Raw genomic sequence first — 21,950 nt, forward strand, 5'->3', positions numbered from 1 at the left:
CGCAGCCCACCTTCAGGGCCTACGAGCTCTACCTCGGGAGGGCGTCCGCCTTCGCCGGCGGAATAGACGGGCGAGTAGCGTCCCGAAGGCTGCCGGTCAACAGCGGATCGGTGCGCCGCTCGGCCTCGGGTAGGTTCATCGCCGCGGCCAGAAGGTTGGCAAGCCGGCGAGTGTCGTCCAACCCCTGCCCCTTGCCGGCCCAGTCGTCGAAGGTGAGCCGGATGTTCTCCTCGGTCGTGATGACATCCAGGACAGGGCCTCGCTTGTCACGTTCGCGAAACCGCACGTAGCGAAGGTCCGCGAGGGGGAATTCGCGCTCAATGATCCCCTGTTTGCGCACGGCGCCCTGCGCCGAGATAAAGAAACGGTCGGGTGTCACTCCGAGGTAGGCGTCGTCGCCGACGAGACGGTCGAGATTGACATCGGCGATGGCCAGCAGGGGTTGGTCACCGGGCACTATCCAACGAAGGATTCGCAGCACCTCATCCGGCACCGCCTCGGGGAAGGCGGTGAGCGGTGGGTCCAGCGGAGCGGGTTGCGTGTGCACACGGTTGCGGAGAATCGCCACCCGCTCGGCCAAGGCCTCGGCCATGGCGACGGTGTCCCGAATGTTCTGACGCTTGGCGGTGAACGGCAGGCTCCGCTCGGCCGGGAGTTCGGCGATCAGACGGCACTGACGTTCAAGGTCGGTGAGGAGACCCCCGACCTCGTCCATGGCTCGGCTGTGCTCGCGCTGGGTGTCGGCGACCAACTCGGCCAGAAGCCGCTCGTTCTCGACGGCATGGGCTTCGTCGCGGCTGATGTGACTCGCTCGCAACACCTGAGAGCGATACCAGGACCACTCTGCCATCAGCATGCCGTGCGCGTCGGCGAGGATCTGCTCGACATTCTTCTGGATATGGGCACGACGGCTCTGCCCGTCGGTGTCCAGCGCGTCGATGTGCCCGCGGACGAACGACCGGAAGAGCAGTCGTTGCTTGCGTAGGTCCGGGTCCCTGGTCGCGATGGCGGAGTAGATGTGGTCGTTGACGGTGCCGGCCGCCTGGGCCTCGCGCACGGCGCGCATTGTCGTCTCGTGCAGGCCGAGCAGCGTTGCCCACTGATCCTCGTGCAGGGCACGAAGGACGTCACGAGTGAGTTCGACGTTCTCGTCGATACGACGTGAGATCGACGCCAGCTGCACCTGCAGCGCCAGCAGCGCAGCGGCCGGCCCGAGAGCGGAGAGTATGGAGGCGGTCTGCGCCCCCGTCACAGGCGCCCAGCGCACCGAGGCGGCGATCCTCCCCTTGCCGGTGACGAGTGAGCCCAGATTCCAACCGCCCGACGTCATCGGTCGCGCCCTGTTCAGCGCCTGCAGCGTCTCGGGCGCCAGCCGCACCAGGCCGTGCGCGTTGACCGCGCTCTGCGCGCCCTGCGCCGCAAGATTGCCGATGCCCGAGGCCAACGCCAGCTTGTCGGTCAGGCCCTTGTTCGCCTGAGTACTCATCATCTCGAAGGGGATCACGTCGAAGCCGACCGGCGGCTGGTCCGCGAAGAGGACGGCCAGCCCTGGCTCGATCTCGACCAGGCTGACTGTCGGTTCCTCGTCAAGGGCAACGGTGGCGTCGGGAACGTCGTCAGCGGGCATGGAGACCTTGTTCGCGGATTCTTCGAACTCGGGCGGCATCGCACATCCTCCATGATCGGCAACAGCGGCATCACGGTAAGTGTCAAGCTGCTCACGCCGGCTCAACCGGAGCGGCACTTTCAAGCCCCGTAGCGTCCACACACGAGTGACTGAACAGGTCTAGCCGCTCGGTTCAAGTCGGGCGAGGAGGGTGCTCACCTCGCTGTGGAGGCGACGCAACTCGGTCGCCGTGGGCGCCAGCTCGTAGCAGTGGTGGTGCGTGGCGGCGGAGAGCGTCGTCCACGCGAACGCCACCCGGCGGGCGACCTCCGAGCCCGGACCGAGCCGGCCGCGCAGCATCAACTGCTTCGCGCGGCCCTGGCGGCAGGCCGCGACGGTCGGCTTTACCCGCCCCCAGTACGCGTCGACGCCGCCTTCGAGGGCGAGCCGGATCAGGCAGGCGCAGGCCCGCGGCCACCAACCGGCGCTTAGGGCCGCAGCTCCGAGCAGACCGGATCCACGCAGCAGTTCGTCGGCCGCCGCCAGGCAGCGCTGCGGCGTCGGCGCGGTCACGACAGCGCCCCGGCGAGGAGACGGACGTCCGCGACCAGGCCGGGCAGGTCCGCCTGGTACGCGCCGTGCACCCCTTCCCGACACGCCTGGTACGCGTCGACGACCCGCCGCCCGTGTCGGCGGTGGAGCCAGCCGAGCACGTCACCGCCCTTCTCGGCGTCGTCGAACGCGGCCAGGGCGACGACGGTCGCCAGTCGGCGCGACGCGCCCTCGATGGCCGACTCGATGTCGGTGTGCGGGACGCCGCGCGCGACCCGGGACCGCCAGATCGCCCGGTGGCAGGCGGCCTCCACTGCGGAGCGGCACAGCTCGGCCACCACCGGGCCGCGCACCTCGGCGGGGATCTCGTCGTTGCGCGACAGGGCGTGGGCGTCGTTCAGATAGCGGGTCACCGGATCGGATCCGGCCCGCAGCGTCACCACCGACCTCTCCGCCCGGTTCACCTCGACGATCCGTGCACGGCCCAGGTCGAGCCGGCTCACCGCGTCCGGCAGACGGCTGTCATGCGTGAACACGACCACCTGCCGCTGCTCGGCCAACTCCGCGAGCACCCGGGCCAGGCCATCCACCTTCGACGGATCCATGCTCTGCACCGGGTCGTCGACCACGATGAACCGGAACGGGCTCTCCGGCGCACAGCTGCGCGGCAGGAACGTGGCCAACCCGAGCGCCTGCATCTCGCCCTGACTCATCACGCCCAGCGCGGTGCCGTTGTCGGCGCCGTCCACGCTGACCGGGAAGACCACCCGCCGCCGGTTGTTGATCCCCTCCAGCGTCATCGCACCCAACTCGACGTTGCTCTCCTGCCGCAGCTGAGCCCAGATCCGCTGCGAATGCCCGGCGAACGGCGCGATCCGCTCGTTGCGGATCTCCATCGCCGCCTCCTTCAGCCACGCGCGCGCGGCCTTCAACCGGGCCAGGGCCGCCTCCCGCGCCGCAAGCCCGCCGGCAACGGTCAACCACTCGCGCACGTCGGCCGCGGCGGCCCGCCAGCCGGTGTCGCGCTGCCGCAAGAATCCCTCGGCGTACGCGCGGGCCGCGTCCGCCGCTGCCACCACCGCCGGGTACCACGCGGCCAGGTGGTCGGCCAGCGCGGCAGGCTCCCCGGGTACGCGTCGAAGCGCCGCCACGGCGTCCCGCAGTGCCCCGACCGCCGCCTCCGACCCCGGACCCTCGGGCACCGCGAGGTCGTCGATCAGGTGGTGCGTCTGCCGCAGCAGAGCCGTGAGCCGGGTCGCCGCCGTCTGGGCGGCGACACTGCGCTGCCGCAGCTCGGTCAGGGACTGTGCGGCGGCGGCACGCCATCCACCGTTCAGGGTGCCGGTGGCGCACACCGGGCACGGTCCGTCGCCGTCGTCCTCGTGCTGTTCGAGGGCGAGGCGGAGCAGTTCGGCGCTGCGCAACGCGGCCCGGGACCGACCACCGTCGTACCGCACCGCCTCGTCGGCCGCCTGCCGTAGCTGACCGGCGAGCCGGGTCACCTCGTCGACCGGCGGCGGGTCGAGGTCAACGAGCTCGCGGCAGAGCAGCACCTCCCGGTCGGTGGTCGCCTCGTCCGGCTCGTCGAGGACCGCCGTGACCGCGCCGAGGTCAACGGCTCCCCGGCCGCGCAGCAGTTCTGCGATCCGCTGGGCCCGCTCGTCGGTGATGTCGGCGAGCGCGTTGGCCAGGGCGGTGCGCTGTGCGCGTACCTCCTTGATGGTGGTGTCGTGCGGCCGGGCGGCGCGTAGCAGACCCTGATCGGCGTCGGTGAGCGCGTCGAGCCCGAGGATCGCGAAGAGCGCGTCGAAGAGCTGGCTCTGCGTGCCGGAGGCGAGCTTGCCCAGTTCGGCCGCGGTGAGGAACGGCCGGTACAGCTCCAGCGGGCGGGCCAGCCCCAGTTCGTCGAGGCCCCCGTGCCGCCCGTGCGCGCTGGTCACCGTCACCTCGGCGTCGGTCAGCCCCGCGTCGACCGGCCAGGCGCGGTGCACCCGGGTCGGCGTCGCCACCCCGTCGACCCGCAGCTCCACGTCGACCCAGCACGGGTCCGGGCTGTGCAGGTTGCGCCACCCCGTACGCCAGACGCTGGTCTTGTCGGCCCACCGTGCGCTGTCCCCGGTCAGGGCGAGCTCGACGGCCTCGGCGAAGCTGGACTTGCCGGAACCGTTACGGCCGACGACCAGCGTGAGGCCCGGACCGGGATCGACCTGGAGGGTCCGCTCCGGGCCGACGCCGCGAAAACCGGCGACGGTCACCGACTTCAACCAGATGTGCTGCGCCGAGTCGCCGCCGGTGGGGGCGTGGGGGTCGAGCCGGGTAGGGGCGCCGGCGAGGGCGGCGGTCAGGTCCTGCTCGCTGGTGAGCGCGGCGAGGACCAGCTCGGCGGTCTCGGTCGGCAGGTCAGCGGCGGCCAGCCGCTCGAAGATCAGCTCGATCAGGGGCATGGTGGGCTGCGGAGGCTGGGTCATGATCGTCTCCAGGGCGTGCGGGGTCCACGGACCGACGACTCGTCGGCCCGCCCAGGGTGAGCGGTGGATGTGGGTGCCTCAGCTCAGCGCACGGGGCGCCACTCGCCGCAGTTCTCGGAGCTGAAGGCGTAGTCGGAGGAGCGGATGGTCACCTGCACCCGTCGGGCGCTGTTCGTGAAGTAGTTGTCGATCGTGTCGCCGGAGGCGTTCTGCCTCTCCCAGTAGCAGCCGTCGACGTCGGTGGTGACGTAGGTGCCGGGCTTGATTTCCTTACCCACGCGGAAGGTGCCCTCGCCGAAGATCCGACCCTGGGCTGCCAGGTCGGCGTCGGCCTGCCCGCGCTTCACCGCCTCGCGCCACTTCTTCGCGTACGGGTAGGTGGGACAGAGCAGGAGGGCTGCGTTGATCTCCGGGATCTGCTCGCTACTGGCGGCGTAGTCCGCCTCCAGATACGTGTCCTCGGGGTCGACGGCAGCACACATCTCGTACAGGGTCGTGATGTTCCCGTCCTTGTACTTGGACGTCTTCAAAGCCGCCTTTTCGGTTTCGGTCACCGGGTAGATCTCGGCCTGGGAGTCACAGGACGTCGGCTTGGCCGCCCACACCTCGCTGAAATCCGGACGGCCGTTCTTGCCGGGCCGCACCACAAGCAGCGCATCCCAGTCGTTGCCGGTGTCGCACTCAAGGCTGACCGGTGGCTGCTGCGGTGTGTTCTTCGGGTCGTCGGGATAGGTGTCGCTCGAGTCGGGGACACCGTCGCCGTCTCGGTCGAGCGGCGGCGTCGGTGACGCGTTGGGGGAAACGGACGCGCTCGGTGAGGCGGTCGCTGACGTGGCGGTGGGGCTTTTCTCGTCGCCGCAGCCGGTGAGCATCGTCGCCAGCAGGGCGGTGGTGAGCAGCGTGGCGGTGGCACGGACGGCTCGACGCGGATGGACACTCTTCGCCGAGCAGCGGAGGGTGCCGTACGGGTGTGGGAGGGCCATGGTCGTCTCCAAGCAGCGAAAGGACAGCGGTACGGTCGAGTGCTGGACCGCCATGAAGAGCAACGAGTCAGTCCGAGAGGGTGATGATCGCTGTGCTCGCACTGAAGGCGTCACTCGCGGGTTGGACGAGGTGCCAGCGGTCGACTCCAGACACTCGGGGCTCTCGCTTGGATCTGGTGTGATCAGGTTGGTCATCACTTGGTTCCCTCTGTGAACAGGGATGGTGTGAACAGCCGGGGCGGATCGTTCAGACCCGCTCCGGGCGGTGGGCGAGATCAGCCGAGGGTGACGTCGACGCCGCCCGAGAACGGCGAGTCGTGCAGCTCGAGCTTGGTGAGCTTGACGTTCTTCGGGATGTCGAAGACCACGACGCCGGTCACCTGGTTGCCCGGGTTGACGTCGTTGAGGAACGTCTCGGCGTTCTTGTTGGCGTAGATGGCCGCGCCGGTGTCGGCGGAGTACTCGGTGCCGTCGGCCGCGTACGCCTTCTGGCTGCTGCCGTCGAACATCTGCGCCTCCTTGCCGATGTTCTTCACGTTGACCATGACCAGGCAGAACTGGCCCTGCGCCTTCGCGCCGAGCACGTCACTGCCGATCTTGGCCACGCCGCACTTGGACGACTTGACCGTGAACTCGAACTTCCCGTCCCGGGCCGGCTGACCGATCTTCGCGGTCTTCGCCGGCTTCTCTTCGGCCTTGGCACTGCCCTCCTCGCTGATGGTGCCGCTCGCCTTGTCGTCGCCGGTGGAGTCGCTCGCCTTGTCGGCGGCGCCGGAACCGCAGCCCAAGGCGATGAGGCCGGTGGCGAGCAGGGCGAGAGTCGTGGTCTTGCGCATCGCTGTCCTCCTGATGTGAACGTTGCGGCGTCAATGAGAGCATCGTCCTAGAACGGTGTCAACAGACAATCTCGTGCTTGACGGATGTGCGAGACTTTCGGGGTGCAGGAGAACCCGACCATCACGGCAGCGGAGATCGCCCGGCTCGCCGGCGTCGGTCGTGCCGCGGTCAGCAACTGGCGTAAGCGGCATCCCGACTTCCCCGCGCCGGTGGGCGGGACGACGGCGAGCCCTGAGTTCGACCTGATCCAGATCGAGCAGTGGCTACGCGCCCAGGGCAAACTTCCCGAGCTGGCCACCGCCGACCGGCTCTGGCGACATCTCGCCGCGGCCAGCGACACCCCAGCCGGTGGGCTCGCCGCCGTCGGCGCGGTGCTGCTGGCCCGACAACGCGGCTCCCGAACCGGCCACCCCGTCGGGCAGCTCGCGCCGCTGCTGCCCGACATCGACGCCCTCGCCGACCAGTTGGGCCCGCAGGGCGCGTTCGACGAGCTGTGGCAGCGCTTCTCCGCACCCGGGCCCGGCCGCCCCTTCGCCACCCCCGACGACCTCGCCGACCTGATGATCGGGCTCGCCAACGTCGGCGGCGGCTCGACACTCGACCCGGCCGCCGGCTCCGGCGCGATCCTCCGCGCCGCCGTCCGCGCCGGCAGCACCTCCGTATACGGGCAGGAACTCGACGAGGACCTCGCCAAACTCGCCGGCCTGTGGCTGGCCCTGCACGACGTTCCCGGGGAGGTCAGCCCCGGCGACACCCTGCGCGCCGACGCGTTCGCCGGCCGCGCCGTCGACGCCGTCGTCTGTCACCCACCGTTCGGCGCCACGAACTGGGGCGACGACGAACTCGGTCACGACCCCCGCTGGATCGTCGGCACCACACCCCGCACCGAACCCGAGCTGGCCTGGGCACAGCACGCCCTGGCCCACCTGCGGGTCGGCGGACACGCCGTCCTGCTGATGCCACCCACTGTGGCCAGCCGCCGTGCCGGCAAACGGATCCGTGGCGAACTACTGCGCCGCGGCCACCTGCGCGCCGTCATCGCCCTTCCGCCGGGAGTGGCGGCGCCACACGGCGTACCCCTGCACCTGTGGGTGCTGCGCCGCGCCGCCACCGACGCGCCGCCACCTGCGCGGGCGCTGCTGATCGACGCCGCCGCCGGCGACCTGGCCGACACCGCGCCGCGCGTGCTGGCCGCGTGGCGGGCCTTCGCCGCCGCCCCGGACGGCAACGTCGAGGAGGCCGGGTTCGCCCGTGCGGTCCCGGTCATCGAACTACTCGACGAGGACGTCGACCTCACCCCCGCCCGACGGCAACCCGCCGTCGTGAGCGAGGCTTCCGGCGAGCATCTGGTACGCACCAGAGAGCGGCTGGCCGCCATCGTCGGCGAGCTGCCGGCGCTGCTGCCGCAGGTCACACCCGCGCCAGGGGAGCCGGACGGTGCGTTCCTGACGGTGGGGGAGTTGGCCAAGACCGGGGCTCTGCATCTGATCGGGCCGGTCCGCGCCGGCACGTCCACACCCGCACCGGACGGTCCGCCGGTGCTCACCGTGCCGGACGTGCTCGCCGGGGTAGCGGCGTCCGGGCGGGTCGACGACCGGCTTGGTCAGGAGATTCCCCTCGCTGTGGGGGACGTCGTGGTGCCGATGATCGCGCGGCAACTCACCGCACGGGTGGTCACGACCGAGGGGGCGCTGCTGGGGCGTAACCTCTACCTGCTGCGGCCGAACCCGGCGGCCTTGGATCCGTGGTTCCTGGCCGGCCAGCTGCGGACATCGGCGAACGAGAAGCAGGCGTCGAGCCTCTCGGGGACGATGCGGTTCGACATCCGACGGGCGCAGGTGCGGCGCCTGTCGCTCGACGAACAGCGGGCGCACGGGGAGGCGTTCCGGCGCTTGGACGCCTTCGAGTCGGCGATCCGTCAGGCCGCGTCGCTCGGGGCGGAGCTGGCGCAACTGACCGCTGACGGGTTGGCGCGGGGGGCCCTGCGGCCAGATGCCTGATGGCTGGGACACCGTCCATCGCGGTCATGGGGCACAGTGGAGGGCTGAGCGGAACGCCGCGAGCGCGATGGGGGAGGTCACGACACCATGGGCACCGACTCTGGAATCGGACGGGCGGTCACCGACACCTTCGCCAGGCGTTTCCCCAACCCCGCTGACGAGCAGCCGGTCGCTGGGCGTGAGGGCTTCAGTGATGGCCGGTGACGCGGAGATGCGCATGTCGGTTGCGGCGGTCAGTCGCCACGCCGCCGCGGTCAACGACGCCGCCGACAAGATGGCAACCGCTCGTGGCGCGGCGGCGTACGTGCAGATGGGCACGAACGCGTACGGCCAGATCTGCGGGTTTCTGCCCCGTCTGATCGACCCTGTGGCGGACAGGACAGTGACCGCGCTGGGAGAGTCCGCTGAAGCACTGCGCGAGGCGGCGGCCGGCCTGCGACTGGCTGCTGCCTCGACCGAAGCCACCGACGAGGCTAGCGCGCGACGATTCGCCGACAGAGCCGGCCGGCTGGAACTGCCGCTGTGACCGACATGGCGGCCAACCCGCTCATGGTCGAGCGCCACGACTCGACTCGGTGGTACACCGGGCTCGGATTGGTCGAGGACGTCGCCGACACGGTGTCGGGAATTGAGTCGGGAAGCTGGATCGACTCGACGATCGGTGGTGTCGCCACGTCGATGGACGCGCTGGCCACTGTGCTCGATCCGCTCGGCTCGCTGGTCAGTTGGGGCGTCGGCTGGTTGCTCGAACACGTCAGGCCGCTGTCCGACGCGCTGGACTGGCTGGCCGGCGACCCGGATCAGATCAACGCCTACGCGCACACGTGGCGCAACGTCGCTAAGCAGAGCACCGACGCCCTGGCGGACCTGCAAGCGGCAGTCTCCACGCAGCTCGGTGAATGGGAGGGCGCCTCGGCGCGGTCATACCGGGCGCACATGTCGGGTCAGGTGCGAGCGATGGAGGCCATCGCGCGGGCTGCCGGCGGCATCGCTGCCCTCGTGGAGGGCGCCGGACTGTTGGTGGCATTGGTCCGCGAGCTGGTGAGGGACCTGATCGCGGACTTCGTCTCGGTGCTAGCGGTCAGGTTGCCGCTCTGGCTGGCCGAGGCCGGCGGGACGCTGGGCATCGCGACTCCGTTGGTGATCTCCCAGGTGGGCAGCCTGGTGGCCAAGTGGGCGGCGCGGATCGGCGAGCTGATCAGCGCGCTGATCAGCAGCCTGCGTCGGCTGACCCCGCTGCTCAGCCGCCTGGGCGACCTGATCGACGATCTCAACGGCCTGCTCCGGCGGGCTGCCCGCACAGACCCGGTCAGCCCTGTGCATGGCGGCACAACTGGTGGACGCACAGCGCCGTGGGGAGATCCTGATCTCGATTCGATGGGGCGTCGGTCGGATTGGGAGGATCCCTCCGCGCATCCTCAGGTGCCGCCACCGCCTGACGCGAACCTTCCCGCAGGAGACCCGGTCTACCACCGGCCGAACAGCACGGCCATCGGCTACGACAGCGCCACGATGCGCAACTTCGATGCCGTCGCGCCCAAACCTGGCCATCACGATGTGGTCGTACACGGTGAACCCACTGGTTTGTTCCGGCCGGGCCTCGTGGGTGCGGACGGCGGCGACCATCCCGCGAATCTCACCGACCCACAGCAGATCGCCGATGCGATCCGCGCCAATCCTCACTACGACGGCGGCCCGGTGCGCCTGGTGTCCTGTCACACCGGCAATGTCGACCCCGAACTTGGCGTGCCGCCAGCGGCGCAACGGGTTGCCGACGCTCTCGGGGTGCCCGTGACGGCGCCGACGGACGCCGTCGGTGTCGACCGGTATGGTCCGGTTGGGCAGACCCCGATGATCCGGGGCAACGGGGAGTGGAAGACCTTCTATCCGAACGGCGGGCGTTGATGGGCGGCGGTCAGTTGAAGACGGCGGGGATGTTCCGCGAACTCGGGCCGGTCCGCTCGGCCGAGCCGCAGGAGAGCATCCTCGACAGCGTCGCTGACGAGGAACTGCCCGACCTCACCCAGGTGGTCGCCTATCTGAAGTCGGGGCACGTCCTCATCGACGTGATGGACGTCGCCGACGACGCCTTTGACTCGACCCGGCAGGTGATGAACGGCTCGACCGTCGTGACTGACGGTGACTGGCTTTGGCGGAAGGACCTCGCCTATTACGTGGGGCGTCACCGCATCGCATTGCCCCAGGATTTTCTCGCGCTCATCCGTGAGCGGGACTACGTCGTCCCGCCGCGCGGCGTGCCGGAGCTGACGGCCTGTTCACGGCAGGCGCGCGAACTGATGTTCTGGAACGGTTGACAAGCCGCTCTCCGAGTCAAAAATCGGACAGTGACGCCGGACCCTAGCTGCCACATCAGCATTAATACGGCGCCTAACAAGAACCCCCGTTCGGACGCTTCCTCGTGGAAAGTTCAACGTTGTACGGTCATGCGTCCGCCTAGGCGTCCGGTCGGCAAGCGGGCGAGCATTTTAGGCGGGTGTCATTGCGAGGGGGACGAATGACGCTAGGCAGTATCGGCGGCTACGAGCTGGTCCGTCCGCTGGGCTCGGGCGGTATGGGCGACGTGTTCTTCGCGGTGTCGCCGACCGCCGAGCGGGTCGCCATCAAAGTGATCAAGCAGCATCTGATTGAGGCGGCGACGGTACGTGAGCGGTTCGCTACCGAGGTTGAGAGCCTCAAGTTGGTCTTCGGCTCTCGGGTGGCCCGCTTGGAGGGTGCCGACGCGTACGCGAATCCGGCCTGGCTCGCCGTGGAGTACGTCCCCGGGGCCACGCTGCGCCAGCACGTCGACGCCCGGGGGCCGCTCTCCCTGCCGCTGGCCGCGATGGCCGGCGCGATGCTCGCCGAAGGCCTCGCCAAGGTGCACGAGGTCAAGCTGCTGCACCGAGACCTCAAACCGCAGAACATCATCCTCGGCCCCGACGGTCCCAAGCTGATCGACTTCGGGCTGGCGATGCTGATCGACCGGAACGACTACCTGACCGAGCCCGGCGCGTTCGTCGGCACTCCCGCCTACATGTCGCCCGAGCAGGTCAAGGGCGAGCGGGACCTCACCCCGGCGGTGGACGTCTATGCGCTCGCGGCGACCCTGGTCTTCGCGCTGAGCGGGCGTGGGCTCTACCCACCGACCAACTCGTGGAATCTGCTGCTGCGCATCAGCGAGCCGAACGATCTTCCCGACCTCTCCGGGGTGCCGACCGAGCTGGTGCAGTTGCTCGGCGCGATGCTCGCCTACGACCCCACCGCTCGGCCCGGCCTCACCGACGTACGCGGCCGGCTGCTCGCCGTCGCCACCGCCACCAGCGGCAAGAGCGTCCATGCCCTGCGCCAGGAAGTCGCCGACCTCACCTATGACGGTGGCACCGAGCTGCTGGTCCCGCCGGACTTGGATGATCCGCGAGAGGACCCGGAGGGCACGCCGGTCATCGAGGATGCGATCCCTCCGGAACCGGCCAAGCCCGATCGCCAGCCACCCGCCAAGGCGTCCACCGACGTGACGTGGCTGGTCGACAAGGTGCGCCGCCAGTATGCCCGCCGCTCGACCCTGTAGGAAGGCACCACCGATGACCACCACCCAGGCCGCGACCTTCGCCCCGGGCTCCCGCATCGTCGTCCGCGACGAGGAGTGGCTGATTCGCAGCGTCAAGACCGGCACCGCGGACGGCACGATGGTGAAGGCGGTCGGCGTCTCCGAGTTCGTGCAGGACGTGGAGGCGACCTTCTTCACCGAGCTGGAGGACATCACGCCGCTGGTGCCCGGGGAGACGGAACTCGTCCAGGACACCTCGTCGCGATTCCGGCAGAGCCGTCTCTTCCTGGAGGCGGTGCTGCGGCGTACTCCGTTGCCCCGCACCGAGCGAGGGTTGGCCCTCGCCGACCGGTTCCTGCTGGACCCGCTGACCTACCAGCAGCGACCCGTCGAGCTGGCGCTGTCCGGTCTGCGGCCGCGGATTCTGCTCGCGGATGTGGTCGGCCTGGGCAAGACGCTGGAGATCGGGCTGATCCTCGCCGAGCTGATCCGCCGGGGTCGCGGTGAGCGCATCCTCGTGGTCTCGCCGCAGCAGGTGCTTGAGCAGTTCCAGCGTGAGCTGTGGACGCGGTTCGCCATCCCGCTCGTGCGGCTCGACTCGACCGGCATCCAGCGCATCCAGCAGGAGATCCCGGCGGGCCGCAACCCGTTCACGTACTTCAAACGGGCCATCATCTCGGTCGACACCCTCAAGGACGCCGGCCAGTTCGGCCACCACCTCGACGCCACGACCTGGGACGCGGTCGTCATCGACGAGTCGCACAATCTCATCAACAAGGGCACCCAGCGCAACGAGCTGGCCCGCCGCCTGGCTGCGAAGACCGATGCGCTGCTGCTGGCCAGCGCCACCCCGCACAACGGTGACAAGGAGTCGTTCGCCCAGTTGATCTCGCTGCTCGACCCGGCGGCGATCGCCAACGAGAAGGACTACCAGGCCAGCGACATCGCGCACCTTTACCTGCGCCGCACGAAGGTCAGCCCGGAGGTACGCGACCAGATCGGCGACCGTTGGGCCGACCGCGGCACGTCGCAGGCGCTGCACTGCGCGGCGACACCGATCGAGGAGCAGTTTTTCGACGAGCTGACCGACGTGTGGCTGGCCGGCAAGTGGTCCGACGAGGCGATCACGGGTCAGCACCGGCTCTTTCCGTACACCTTGTTGAAGTCGTTTCTGTCCTCGCACCGGGCGTTGCACGAGACGGTGACCAACCGGCGGAAGAAGGCCACCGGTACGGAGCGGGCGGCGCTGGACCGGCTCGCGGAGCTGACGTCCGCGATGACCGACCAGGATTCCAGCAAGCTCAAGGGGCTGGTCGACGAGCTGCGGAAGATTGGCGTCGGTAAGGGCAGCGAAACCCGGGCGGTGGTCTTCTCCGAGCGGGTGTCGACCATCAAGTGGCTCGCCGAGGTGGTCCCCGGGCTGCTCGGCCTCAAGCCCAACGCGATCCGGGTGCTGCACGGCGGCGTGGCCGACAAGGATGAGCAGACGATCCTGCAGGAGTTCGAGCTGGCCGGCAGTGACGTCCGCTTGCTCTTCACCGGCGACGTCGCCTCCGAGGGTGTGAACCTGCACCAGCAGTGCCACCACCTGATCCACTACGACATCCCGTGGAGCCTGATCCGGATCGAGCAGCGCAACGGCCGTATCGACCGGTACGGGCAGAAGCACCAACCGCAGTTCCTCGCGCTGATCCTCACCTCCGACCGCGATGACGCGAAGGACGACCGGACGGTCGCTGAGAAGCTGCTCAACCGTGAGGAGACCGCGCACCGAAGCCTCGGCAGCGTCGAGGCCCTGACCGGTCAGTTCGACGCGAAGGCCGAGGAGGACCGGCTGGTCCGCGATCTGCTCGCCGGCAAGTCGGTGGACGAGTCCTACGAGGCCGCCCACGCCGAGGTCGACGTGATGGCCGACCTCTTCGGTGAGGTCGGCACCGCGCCCGTGACGGCGGACGTGTTGCAGGCCCGAGTCCCCAAGCTCTTCGACTCGACGCAGGACTTCGTCGACACGGCCCTCTACGAGATCTACGAGGATCGCCCCGAGGACCACATCGACCTGCGCCGCGAAGACGAGCTGCTGACTTTCCTCGCGCCCGACGACCTGGTGCACCGGCTCACCGACCTGCCCCGCTCCTACCTGCGGGCGCACCGGGAGGGCGAGGACCTGCGGCTCAAGGTCACCTTCGACCGTCCGCTCGCCCAGCGCAAACTCGACCAGGCCCGACAGAGCAAGACCCCGATGTGGCCGGACATCGCCTTCCTCAGCGACGTGCACCCGATGGTCGACTGGTTGGTCGACAAGGTGTTGATCCGGCTGGGCCGCCAGCAGGCCCAGGTGCTCACCGCCGACGTGGCCGCGCCCACGTTCCTGATCCAGGGCGTCTACGCCAACCGCCTCGGCCAACCCACCGTCGTGCAGTGGATGGCCGTCTCCGACCTCCCCGCCGCGCCAACCATCCGGGCCATGGACGAGGTGCTGCGGGAGGCGAACGTCGGCCCGACGATGGTCAACCGCGCGGAGACCATCGCCATCGCTCCGCTGAAGGAGCTGCTGCCGGAGGCCGTCCAGGTGGCCCGGCGGTACCTGGAGGGCAAGCGCGACGAGTGGGCCGAGGTGAACGCCGAGCCGTTGCGCAAATATCGCGAGCAGCTGAGCGCCTTCCAACAGGCGAGCCTCTTCGATGAGCTGCCCGGCGCGCATCGGGAGAAGCGACGCCAGCGCGTCGACACCACCGTCCAGGAGCAGCACGACCTGCTCGACCGCTTAGAAACCACGGGTGACCCGCTGCTGCGGGTGCTCGCCGTCCTCGTACCGTCGCAGGAGAACGCCGCATGAGCTTCGAGTCGCTGACCAACCGTGGCGAGTACCTCTCCGCGCACTACCTGGCCGAGATCCTGCCCACCACCCTCAAGGGCAGTGATCTGGTCAAGCGGTGGACCGCAGCCGAGAAGAACGGCGAGCAGACGCCGCGTACCCTGCTGCGCGGCATGCGCCGGCAGTATTTCGACGCCAAGACCGAGCTGACCGACGTCGACTTCTTCGACCCGGAGCGGCTGCGCAAGCAGCACCAGGACGTGCTGCGGGCGCTCGGCTTCGACCCGCAGCCGCAGACCATCACCGTCGAGCGCAACGCCCAGGAGTACGAGGTCCACGTCGCCCACGCCGAGCTGGGCACCGCGCACGGCATCGTGGCGCTGGACTGCGGCTGGGCGGTCGACACCGAGGCCGCCCAGGACCCGGACGACGCCGGCCGCCTGCTCGACCCGCTCACCCTGTCGAGCACCGAGACCATCGAGACGGGCGCCAAACTCGCCTCCCTGCTGTTCGCCGCCGACAGTCCGAAGCCCCGCTACGTGCTGATCCTCAGCGGTGGTGTGGTCACCCTCGCCGACCGCACGGTCTGGGGTGAGGGCCGCTACCTGGCCGTCAGCCTCGACACCGCGTACGCCCGCAACGACGACAAGGAGTTGGACGTCGTCGCCGCGCTCTTCGGCGCCGACTCGCTGCGCCCACCCGCCGAGGGCGGCACCGAACCCCTCGCTGACCTGGTCGCCGGCTCCCGCCAGCACGCCGTGGGCGTGTCCAGCGAACTCCGCGAGGGTCTGAAGGTCTCCGTCGAACTCATCGCCAACGAGGTCCTCGACCAGATCCGGCGGGCCGGCTACCAACCGCAGCAGGTGATGGCCCTCGACGAGCTGGCCAAGGAACTCGGCCGGGAGTCGCTGCGCTACCTGTACCGCATCCTGTTCCTGCTCTACGCCGAGGCCCGCCCCGAGCTGGGCGTGCTGCCGGTCAACGACCCCCAGTACGTCGAGGGCTACAGCCTCGCCCGCCTCGGTGACCTCGTCTCCCGCCGCCTCGCCCCCTCCGCAGAGGACGGCACCCACCTGTACGAGTCGCTGGACCTGCTCTTCCGCATGGTCAACGACGGGCACCGGGCGCGCGGCGGCGCGGAGATCGCCGACAAGGCCAGCGAGGGCGAGGGGCTGCGCTTCGAGCCCATGAAGTCGGACCTGTTCCTGCCGGAGAAGACCAAACTCATCGGCCGACTGATCGCCGAACCGGGCAGCGACCCCGACGACGACGACGCCCCGAAGATCGACACCCGGCTGCGCAACAAGGTCCTCTACGAGGTGCTGCGCCGGCTGATGCTCACCAAGGGCGGCAAGAAGCGCCGCGGCGGCTTCATCTCGTACGCCCAGCTCGGCATCAACCAGCTCGGCGCGGTCTACGAGGGCCTGATGTCGTACACCGGTTTCGTCGCCACCGAGCAGCTCTACGAGGTCGCCAAGAACGGCGACCCGAAGGACGGCTCGTGGATGATCCCGGCCTCCAAGACCGACGAGTACGACGACAACGTCTTCGTCTACAAGGAGAACCCGTACACCGGGGTCCGCAGTCGGGTCTGCTACGAGGCGGGCCAGTTCGTCTACCGGCTCGCCGGCCGGGACCGGCAGACCAGCGCCTCCTACTACACCCCGCAGTCGCTGACCGAGGTCACCGTCCAGCTCGCCCTCAAGTACCGGCTCGACCAGGACGACACCATCACCCCGGCCCGCGAACTGCTGGACTGGACGATCTGCGAGCCGGCCCTCGGCTCCGGCGCGTTCCTCAACGAGGCGATCAACCAGGTCGCCGCCGAATACCTACGCCGCCGGCAGAAGGAACTGGACGTCACCCTCGACCCGGAGGACTACCACCTCGAACTCCAGCGGGTGAAGGCGTACATCGCCCTGCACAACAGCTACGGCGTCGACCTCAACCGCACCGCCGTCGAGCTGGCCGAGGTGTCGCTCTGGCTCAACGTCATGCACGCCGGCCTCCAGGCACCCTGGTTCGGCCTGCACCTGCAACGCGGCAACTCCCTCATCGGCGCCGGCCGCAAGACCTACACCGCGAAGCAGCTCGCCGACAAGTCCTGGCTCACCACCGCGCCGAAGGAGCAGCCCTTCCGGGACGGGCCGATCGACGAGGGCACCATCCACCACTTCCTGCTCCCCGCCGACGGGTGGGGCGCGGTCGCGGGGGAGAAGGAGGCCCGCGAGCTGGCGCCGGCTGAGACCGCCCGATTGAAAGCCTGGCGTACGGCGATGAAGCGCACGCCGTCCGCCAAGGGGAAGAACTCGCAGGTGCAGCGCTTGCAGGCGCTGGCTCGGCGGGTCGAGTTCCTGTGGGGGCTGGTGCAGCAGCGGCTCGACATCTCCGAGCGGGAGATCCGCCGCGACATCAAGGTCTGGGGTGCTGACGACCTGCCGGCCGTTACTGAGGCGGTGCCCCGGGACGAGATCCTTGCCGACCTGACCGCGCCGGGCACGCCGTACTGGCGGCTCAAGACCCTGATGGACGTCTGGTGCGCGCTGTGGTTCTGGCCGCTGGACAAGGTCGGGCTGTTGGACGGCTCGGACCCGGCCTACCCGGCCGCGCCCGTCCAGGTCTCCCACATCAAGGACGAGCCGGCGTACGAGGAACCGGTGGTCTACGAGACTCAGGATCTCTACGGCAACGTGCAGCCGCAGCAGATGAAGATGCCGACCAAGGCGACCGGCACCCGGCGGATGACGGTCGCGGAACAGCTCCGGCAGCAGGTGCCGCTGTCCAACCTGGATGACTGGTTGACCTTCGCCGAGGCGCTCGTCGGGCGGCGTGACCTGGACGAGGACACCGCGCGGTTCTACGGTCAGAAGTTCACCAGCCTAAACGAGATGAGCGATTTCGAGCAAAAGCTCGACGGCGTCATCGGCGTCGACTCTACTCTAACCCTTTCCGATCGTTTCCCATGGCTGCTCGCGGCCGATCAAATCGCCGAGCAGCAAGGATGCTTCCATTGGGAACTGACCTTTGTTCAGGCGTTCGCTATGGGTGGCTTCGACCTCCAGGTCGGCAACCCGCCTTGGGTGCGGCCTCGATGGCAAGAAGACGGGCTGTTGGCAGAGTGGGACCCGTGGTTCGCATTAAGTGACAAGCCGTCAATGTCAGCGGTGCGTGAGCGAAAGGCATCTGTGCTGGCCTCTCGTGAAACTACTGCGAAGATGTTCATGACGGAGTTTGCAAGCAATGTCGGCTTAGTAGCGATGATCGGTGGCGCTGCTACTTACCCTCTCTTGGTTGGTACTCAACTCGACCTCTATCGCGCTTTTATGTGTCGTGTATGGGTTCTCCTTGGTCGCGCAGGGGTGGCTGGTCTGATCCATCCTGACACACACCTGGGTGGGTCTAAGGAGGCAAGGCTGCGGGAAGCTTCCTTCGAGCGTCTGCGATTCCACGCGCACTTCCATAACCGCAAGGGCGTCTTCCCGGAAATTCATGCCAATACTGAATTTGCGATCCATGTGTACGGTTTTCCGCGGGATGTAGAATTTGTTCATGCTAGTTGGCTCTTCGATCCAAGCACCCTCACTGGATCCTTGGTTCACGACGGGTCCGGTGAAATCCCAGGAATCAAGCACAAGGGTGCCTGGGAAATCCGACCCCACCGTGCTCGACTCGTCGGGATTGACGACCTTCTGCTTTCACGATGGCAGCGCCTCGGTGACCATGATGGTCCTACGAGGCAGACCCCCCTGCTGTACCCAGTCACGGCAGAGGAGCAAGGTGCCATTGAGGCTCTGGCGTCCTATCCGCACAGGATGGCAACGCAAGATCTGCTTCCGAGTCGCGCTTACGATGAATCCGAGGCTCGTCGAGATGGCCTAATAAAATGGGATACCTCGACTCCCGGGAGGATGGAAGAAGTTATTCTTCAGGGCCCTCACATTGGGGTAGCATCTCCATTTCTTAAGCAGCCAAACGATCCTTGCCGAACCAACCGTGATTGGACTGCTTGGGATCTCCGTGTACTGCCGGAGTTGGCGGTTCCAAGAGTTAACTACCGCAGGGCCACCAACTGGGATCGATATCGGGCGGCACAGACTGAGTGGGGCGATGGACGTTACACGGATTTCTTCCGTCTAACATGGCGAAGGATGATCGCATTTGATACGGAGCGAAGCCTGTTTGCTGCTATTCTGTCGCCTGGTCCCGCCCACCTTCGCACGCTCGAATCGGTGGTCGCGAAGGGCAATCGTGAGACGGTGCTAGCCGCAGGATTTTGGGCGTCTCTACCGCTGGACTATCTGCTTCGGATCACGGCCCGAGCGGATGTCAGGATTGGTGAGGCGCGAAAAATGCCGGCGGCGATGACTGGGCATCCACTTGAGGCTGCGTTGCTATTGCGAACGCTTCGACTTAACTGCCTCACTCGGCATTATTGGTCGCTATGGGAGGAACTCTACGATGAAGCGTGGGTCGACTTCGAGAGATGGGCAGTGAACTGGCCGAACCTTGCTGGCAGCAGTGAGATTGCCCCGATCAGCCTAACTCCCTATTGGGAGCCGACCACCCCACTGCGTAGTGAGTATGAGCGCAGGGCCGCCAGCGTGGAAATTGATGCATTGGTTTCGGTTTGGCTGGGCATAACTTGCGATGAGCTGTTAGCTGTTTACCGTGCACGCTATCCGATCATGGCCGACTATGAGGCAAGTATCTGGTTTGATTCGTCAGGCAGGAAGATTGCCGGTAATCACCACGCCTACGGGGTCGGGCAGACGAAGGGCCATTACGAGCAACTGGTTGCATACCTCGACGATCCGGAGCGGAACCCAGTGCCAGAAGGATATTCGGCGCCCTTCTACAAGGTGGATCGCGAGAACGAATATCGGCAAGCGCATGCACTATTCAGTAAGCGGCTTCAGGATGCGGTCGACGCGGGTTGGCGGCCGTCGTAGCTCGCTACCCCTCTTCGACCCCGAAGGAGAGCAGATGGCTCCGAGTAACCACCAGAAGCACCAGGCTGGGCGACACCTAGCAGTGGCTGAGGCTTTGTTGCGCGGCTATTCGGCGAGCCTGAACGGTCCGCAGACCTTCGTAACGATCAACGGACGGAAGGCGGCCGTGCAGGTTGCTGCGCAGGGCACCTGGATGATCGCGGACATCGACCGGATGACGGCGATGTCGGTTGACGTCTACGTCCTCGTGGGCGTGACCGAGGGACATCGGGACTTCTATGTCGTGCCCGGAGACGATCTGCGTGCCGGCGTGCGCGAGCGGCACGACGAGTTCATGGCGAGCGTCGGCGGTGTTCGCCCGCGTAACCCGGAAAGCCGTCACACGGCCATCTACCCGAAGGACGTGGAGGCGTGGCGGAACCGGTGGTCGTTGTTCGAGGATGTGACTCAGCCAGCGATTGGGGACGCGACCTCCTGACCGATTGCCGGACGGGAGCGCGTCCGGCGCGTCCGCCAGCTGCGCTCCCGTCCGCCGTGCATGTCAGTGCTCGGACTTCGTGACCTGAACGAAGCTGGTCCAGGCCGCGGGGGAGAAGGTGAGGGCTGGTCCCGCCGGGTCCTTGCTGTCGCGTACCGCGACGAGGCCGGGCAGGTTGTCGGCGACCTCGACACACGCGCCACCGTTGTCACCGCTGCGGGTGCTCTTGCGCCACTGGGCACCGGTCAGCTCAGTCATGATGAACCTCTTCGACGATCTTGCTGATGAGTTGCCTCGATTGTTGCTCATCGAGAGCCAGGGACGTAAGACTCGCCCAGACCATCTCGTAGGCGGCGATCTCCTCGGGCCGATCGAGATACAGGGCACCGGTCAGCGACTCGCTGTAGACGACCGACGGCTCCGGGACGACCCGGTTGGTTAAAGGGAAGTCAAGCATCATGAAGGTGCCGGCCAGCGCGCCGTAGTGCGCCCCAACGGACAGTGGCAGGACCCGGATGGAGATGTTCGGCAGGCCAGTGAGGTCGCTCAGGTGTCGGAGCTGGTCGGCCATCACCCTGCGGCTGCCGATCTGCTTGATCAGTAGCGCCTCGGCGAGCACCGAGGTGAGCTGAGGTGCCTTCGGCAGCCGTCGCCGTAGGAGGCCCTGCCGCTGAAGTCGGATGCTGATGAGCTGATCGATCTCGTCCTCGCTCATCTCGGTTCGATTTTGATAGACGTCCCTGGCGTAGGCCTCTGTTTGCAAGAGGCCGGGAATCAGCGACTCGTCGTACCCCCGCAGCTGCGACGCGGCGGATTCCAGGCCGACGTACAGCTCGAACCAGTCGGGGACGGCGTCGCCGTACGAGTGCCACCAGCCTTTGGCTTTGGTCTCAGCGGCCAGGGCGGTGAGGGCGCCGGTCAGGTCGGGCGTCGCCCCGTACAGCTCGCACATGGCCTTGGCGTCCACAGTGCGGACCGGGCCGAGACCGGTCTCGATGCGCCACAGCTTCTGCCGGCTGAACTGCATCGCCTCGGACGCGCCGTCCAGCGTTATCCGGGCCTCGGTGCGTAGGTCGCGCAGCGCTCGCCCGAGCTGCCGTCGCGGCACTGTCGATCCCATGTCGTCGGCCATCCGCCACCCCTCTCCGTGTTGCATGGTGTTACATCCGAACGCCATCGCTGAAACGTGGAACCGTTGCCGTTAGGCCATTCTTTGTCGGCACCACTACAGCAATAGCGATACGCGTCTGACCATACAAGACGCTCCCGGCAGCAGTCATGTACGCGCAATTCCCACACGACGATTGTCGGCGTACCAATGGGGGTTCTGTATGTCTTTCAGAGTGATCGGAATTTGCCGCCGGCTCCGGCGTGTCGCCCGGAGCCGGCGGTCGGCGCGGGGGAGTCGCGGTCAGCCGGGCAGCGGGCTGGAGCTGCGGCCGTCGAGCACGTTGATCGGCGTCATCGCGGTGCACCTCGTAACCGCGCCGCCGTAGCTCGGCCACCAGCTCCGCCTGATGGCTGAGCGGGATCTCCAGCAGGTCGTTGTTGAGCACGGTGGCGTGCTGCCTGCCGAAGCGCGTGCGCAGGTCCTTCGGCAACAGCGCGAAGGCTCGCTCCGCCGCGACGTGCAAGATCAGATGTTGATGTGAGCCCCGTCGGCGGGCCGGTCGGGCCAGTCACCTTCAGCGCCTCCGTTCTCTGTCGTGCGTACC

The 21,950-nt window shown here is 67.8% G+C and carries 16 protein-coding genes; 9 read left to right on the plus strand and 7 right to left on the minus strand.

Features of this window, described 5'->3' with window-relative positions:
- Window positions 1-28 precede the first annotated feature (28 nt).
- From ACIA3K_RS26920 to ACIA3K_RS26940, 5 genes are all read right to left on the minus strand, one after another.
- Entirely contained in the window at window positions 29-1,666 is a 1,638-nt protein-coding gene (locus ACIA3K_RS26920) for a hypothetical protein (RefSeq protein WP_396804443.1), read from the minus strand.
- 120 nt (window positions 1,667-1,786) lie between these two features.
- Window positions 1,787-2,179, minus strand: a complete 393-nt coding sequence (locus tag ACIA3K_RS26925) for a hypothetical protein (RefSeq protein ID WP_396804444.1) — start codon at window positions 2,177-2,179, stop codon at window positions 1,787-1,789.
- Window positions 2,176-4,626 (minus strand): AAA family ATPase, encoded by a 2,451-nt coding sequence (locus ACIA3K_RS26930; RefSeq protein ID WP_396804445.1) that lies wholly within the window; start codon window positions 4,624-4,626, stop codon window positions 2,176-2,178. Before ACIA3K_RS26930 ends, ACIA3K_RS26925 begins: the two co-directional genes overlap by 4 nt.
- Before the next feature lie 83 nt (window positions 4,627-4,709).
- Window positions 4,710-5,609 carry a hypothetical protein gene (locus tag ACIA3K_RS26935; RefSeq protein WP_396804446.1) on the minus strand — a complete coding sequence of 300 codons (900 nt, stop codon included), beginning with the start codon at window positions 5,607-5,609 and terminating at the stop codon, window positions 4,710-4,712.
- A gap of 275 nt (window positions 5,610-5,884) precedes the next feature.
- Window positions 5,885-6,445 (minus strand): DUF4352 domain-containing protein, encoded by a 561-nt coding sequence (locus tag ACIA3K_RS26940; RefSeq protein WP_396804447.1) that lies wholly within the window; start codon window positions 6,443-6,445, stop codon window positions 5,885-5,887.
- Between the two features lie 102 nt (window positions 6,446-6,547).
- On the opposite strand from ACIA3K_RS26940, the gene ACIA3K_RS26945 reads away from it, so the two are divergent.
- The 8 genes from ACIA3K_RS26945 (at window position 6,548) to ACIA3K_RS26980 (ending at window position 20,235) form a co-directional block, all read left to right on the plus strand.
- A complete protein-coding gene (locus ACIA3K_RS26945) occupies window positions 6,548-8,446 on the plus strand; it encodes an N-6 DNA methylase (protein ID WP_396804448.1) in 1,899 nt (632 codons plus the stop codon).
- Window positions 8,447-8,639: 193 nt separating this feature from the next.
- Window positions 8,640-8,972, plus strand: coding sequence for a hypothetical protein (locus tag ACIA3K_RS26950; RefSeq protein ID WP_396804449.1), 333 nt, complete (start codon window positions 8,640-8,642; stop codon window positions 8,970-8,972).
- Window positions 8,969-10,351: a WXG100 family type VII secretion target gene (locus ACIA3K_RS26955; protein WP_396804450.1), complete on the plus strand. Its 1,383-nt coding sequence runs from the start codon at window positions 8,969-8,971 to the stop codon at window positions 10,349-10,351. The genes ACIA3K_RS26950 and ACIA3K_RS26955 overlap by 4 nt, the downstream gene beginning before the upstream one ends.
- Window positions 10,351-10,761: a hypothetical protein gene (locus tag ACIA3K_RS26960; RefSeq protein ID WP_396804451.1), complete on the plus strand. Its 411-nt coding sequence runs from the start codon at window positions 10,351-10,353 to the stop codon at window positions 10,759-10,761. Before ACIA3K_RS26955 ends, ACIA3K_RS26960 begins: the two co-directional genes overlap by 1 nt.
- A 200-nt stretch (window positions 10,762-10,961) precedes the next feature.
- Window positions 10,962-12,014, plus strand: coding sequence for a serine/threonine-protein kinase (locus ACIA3K_RS26965; RefSeq protein ID WP_396804452.1), 1,053 nt, complete (start codon window positions 10,962-10,964; stop codon window positions 12,012-12,014).
- A gap of 13 nt (window positions 12,015-12,027) precedes the next feature.
- Window positions 12,028-14,829 carry a helicase-related protein gene (locus tag ACIA3K_RS26970; RefSeq protein ID WP_396804453.1) on the plus strand — a complete coding sequence of 934 codons (2,802 nt, stop codon included), beginning with the start codon at window positions 12,028-12,030 and terminating at the stop codon, window positions 14,827-14,829.
- Window positions 14,826-19,757 carry a class I SAM-dependent DNA methyltransferase gene (locus ACIA3K_RS26975; RefSeq protein ID WP_396804454.1) on the plus strand — a complete coding sequence of 1,644 codons (4,932 nt, stop codon included), beginning with the start codon at window positions 14,826-14,828 and terminating at the stop codon, window positions 19,755-19,757. Before ACIA3K_RS26970 ends, ACIA3K_RS26975 begins: the two co-directional genes overlap by 4 nt.
- Before the next feature lie 34 nt (window positions 19,758-19,791).
- Window positions 19,792-20,235 carry a hypothetical protein gene (locus tag ACIA3K_RS26980; RefSeq protein WP_396804455.1) on the plus strand — a complete coding sequence of 148 codons (444 nt, stop codon included), beginning with the start codon at window positions 19,792-19,794 and terminating at the stop codon, window positions 20,233-20,235.
- A gap of 63 nt (window positions 20,236-20,298) precedes the next feature.
- Here the strand turns inward: ACIA3K_RS26980 and ACIA3K_RS26985 are convergent, their stop codons facing one another.
- Both ACIA3K_RS26985 and ACIA3K_RS26990 read right to left on the minus strand, forming a co-directional pair.
- The gene (locus ACIA3K_RS26985; RefSeq protein ID WP_396804456.1) at window positions 20,299-20,493 is read right to left on the minus strand and encodes a DUF397 domain-containing protein; all 195 of its coding nucleotides are present in this window, start codon (window positions 20,491-20,493) and stop codon (window positions 20,299-20,301) included.
- Window positions 20,486-21,367, minus strand: coding sequence for a helix-turn-helix domain-containing protein (locus ACIA3K_RS26990; protein WP_396804457.1), 882 nt, complete (start codon window positions 21,365-21,367; stop codon window positions 20,486-20,488). Before ACIA3K_RS26990 ends, ACIA3K_RS26985 begins: the two co-directional genes overlap by 8 nt.
- A 385-nt stretch (window positions 21,368-21,752) precedes the next feature.
- Here ACIA3K_RS26990 and ACIA3K_RS26995 point away from each other — a divergent pair, with 385 nt between their 5' ends.
- Window positions 21,753-21,887, plus strand: coding sequence for a hypothetical protein (locus tag ACIA3K_RS26995; protein ID WP_396804458.1), 135 nt, complete (start codon window positions 21,753-21,755; stop codon window positions 21,885-21,887).
- The last annotated feature ends 63 nt before the right edge of the window (window positions 21,888-21,950 follow it).

This window comes from Micromonospora sp. NPDC051543, from assembly GCF_044454415.1.
Taxonomy (GTDB): domain Bacteria; phylum Actinomycetota; class Actinomycetes; order Mycobacteriales; family Micromonosporaceae; genus Micromonospora.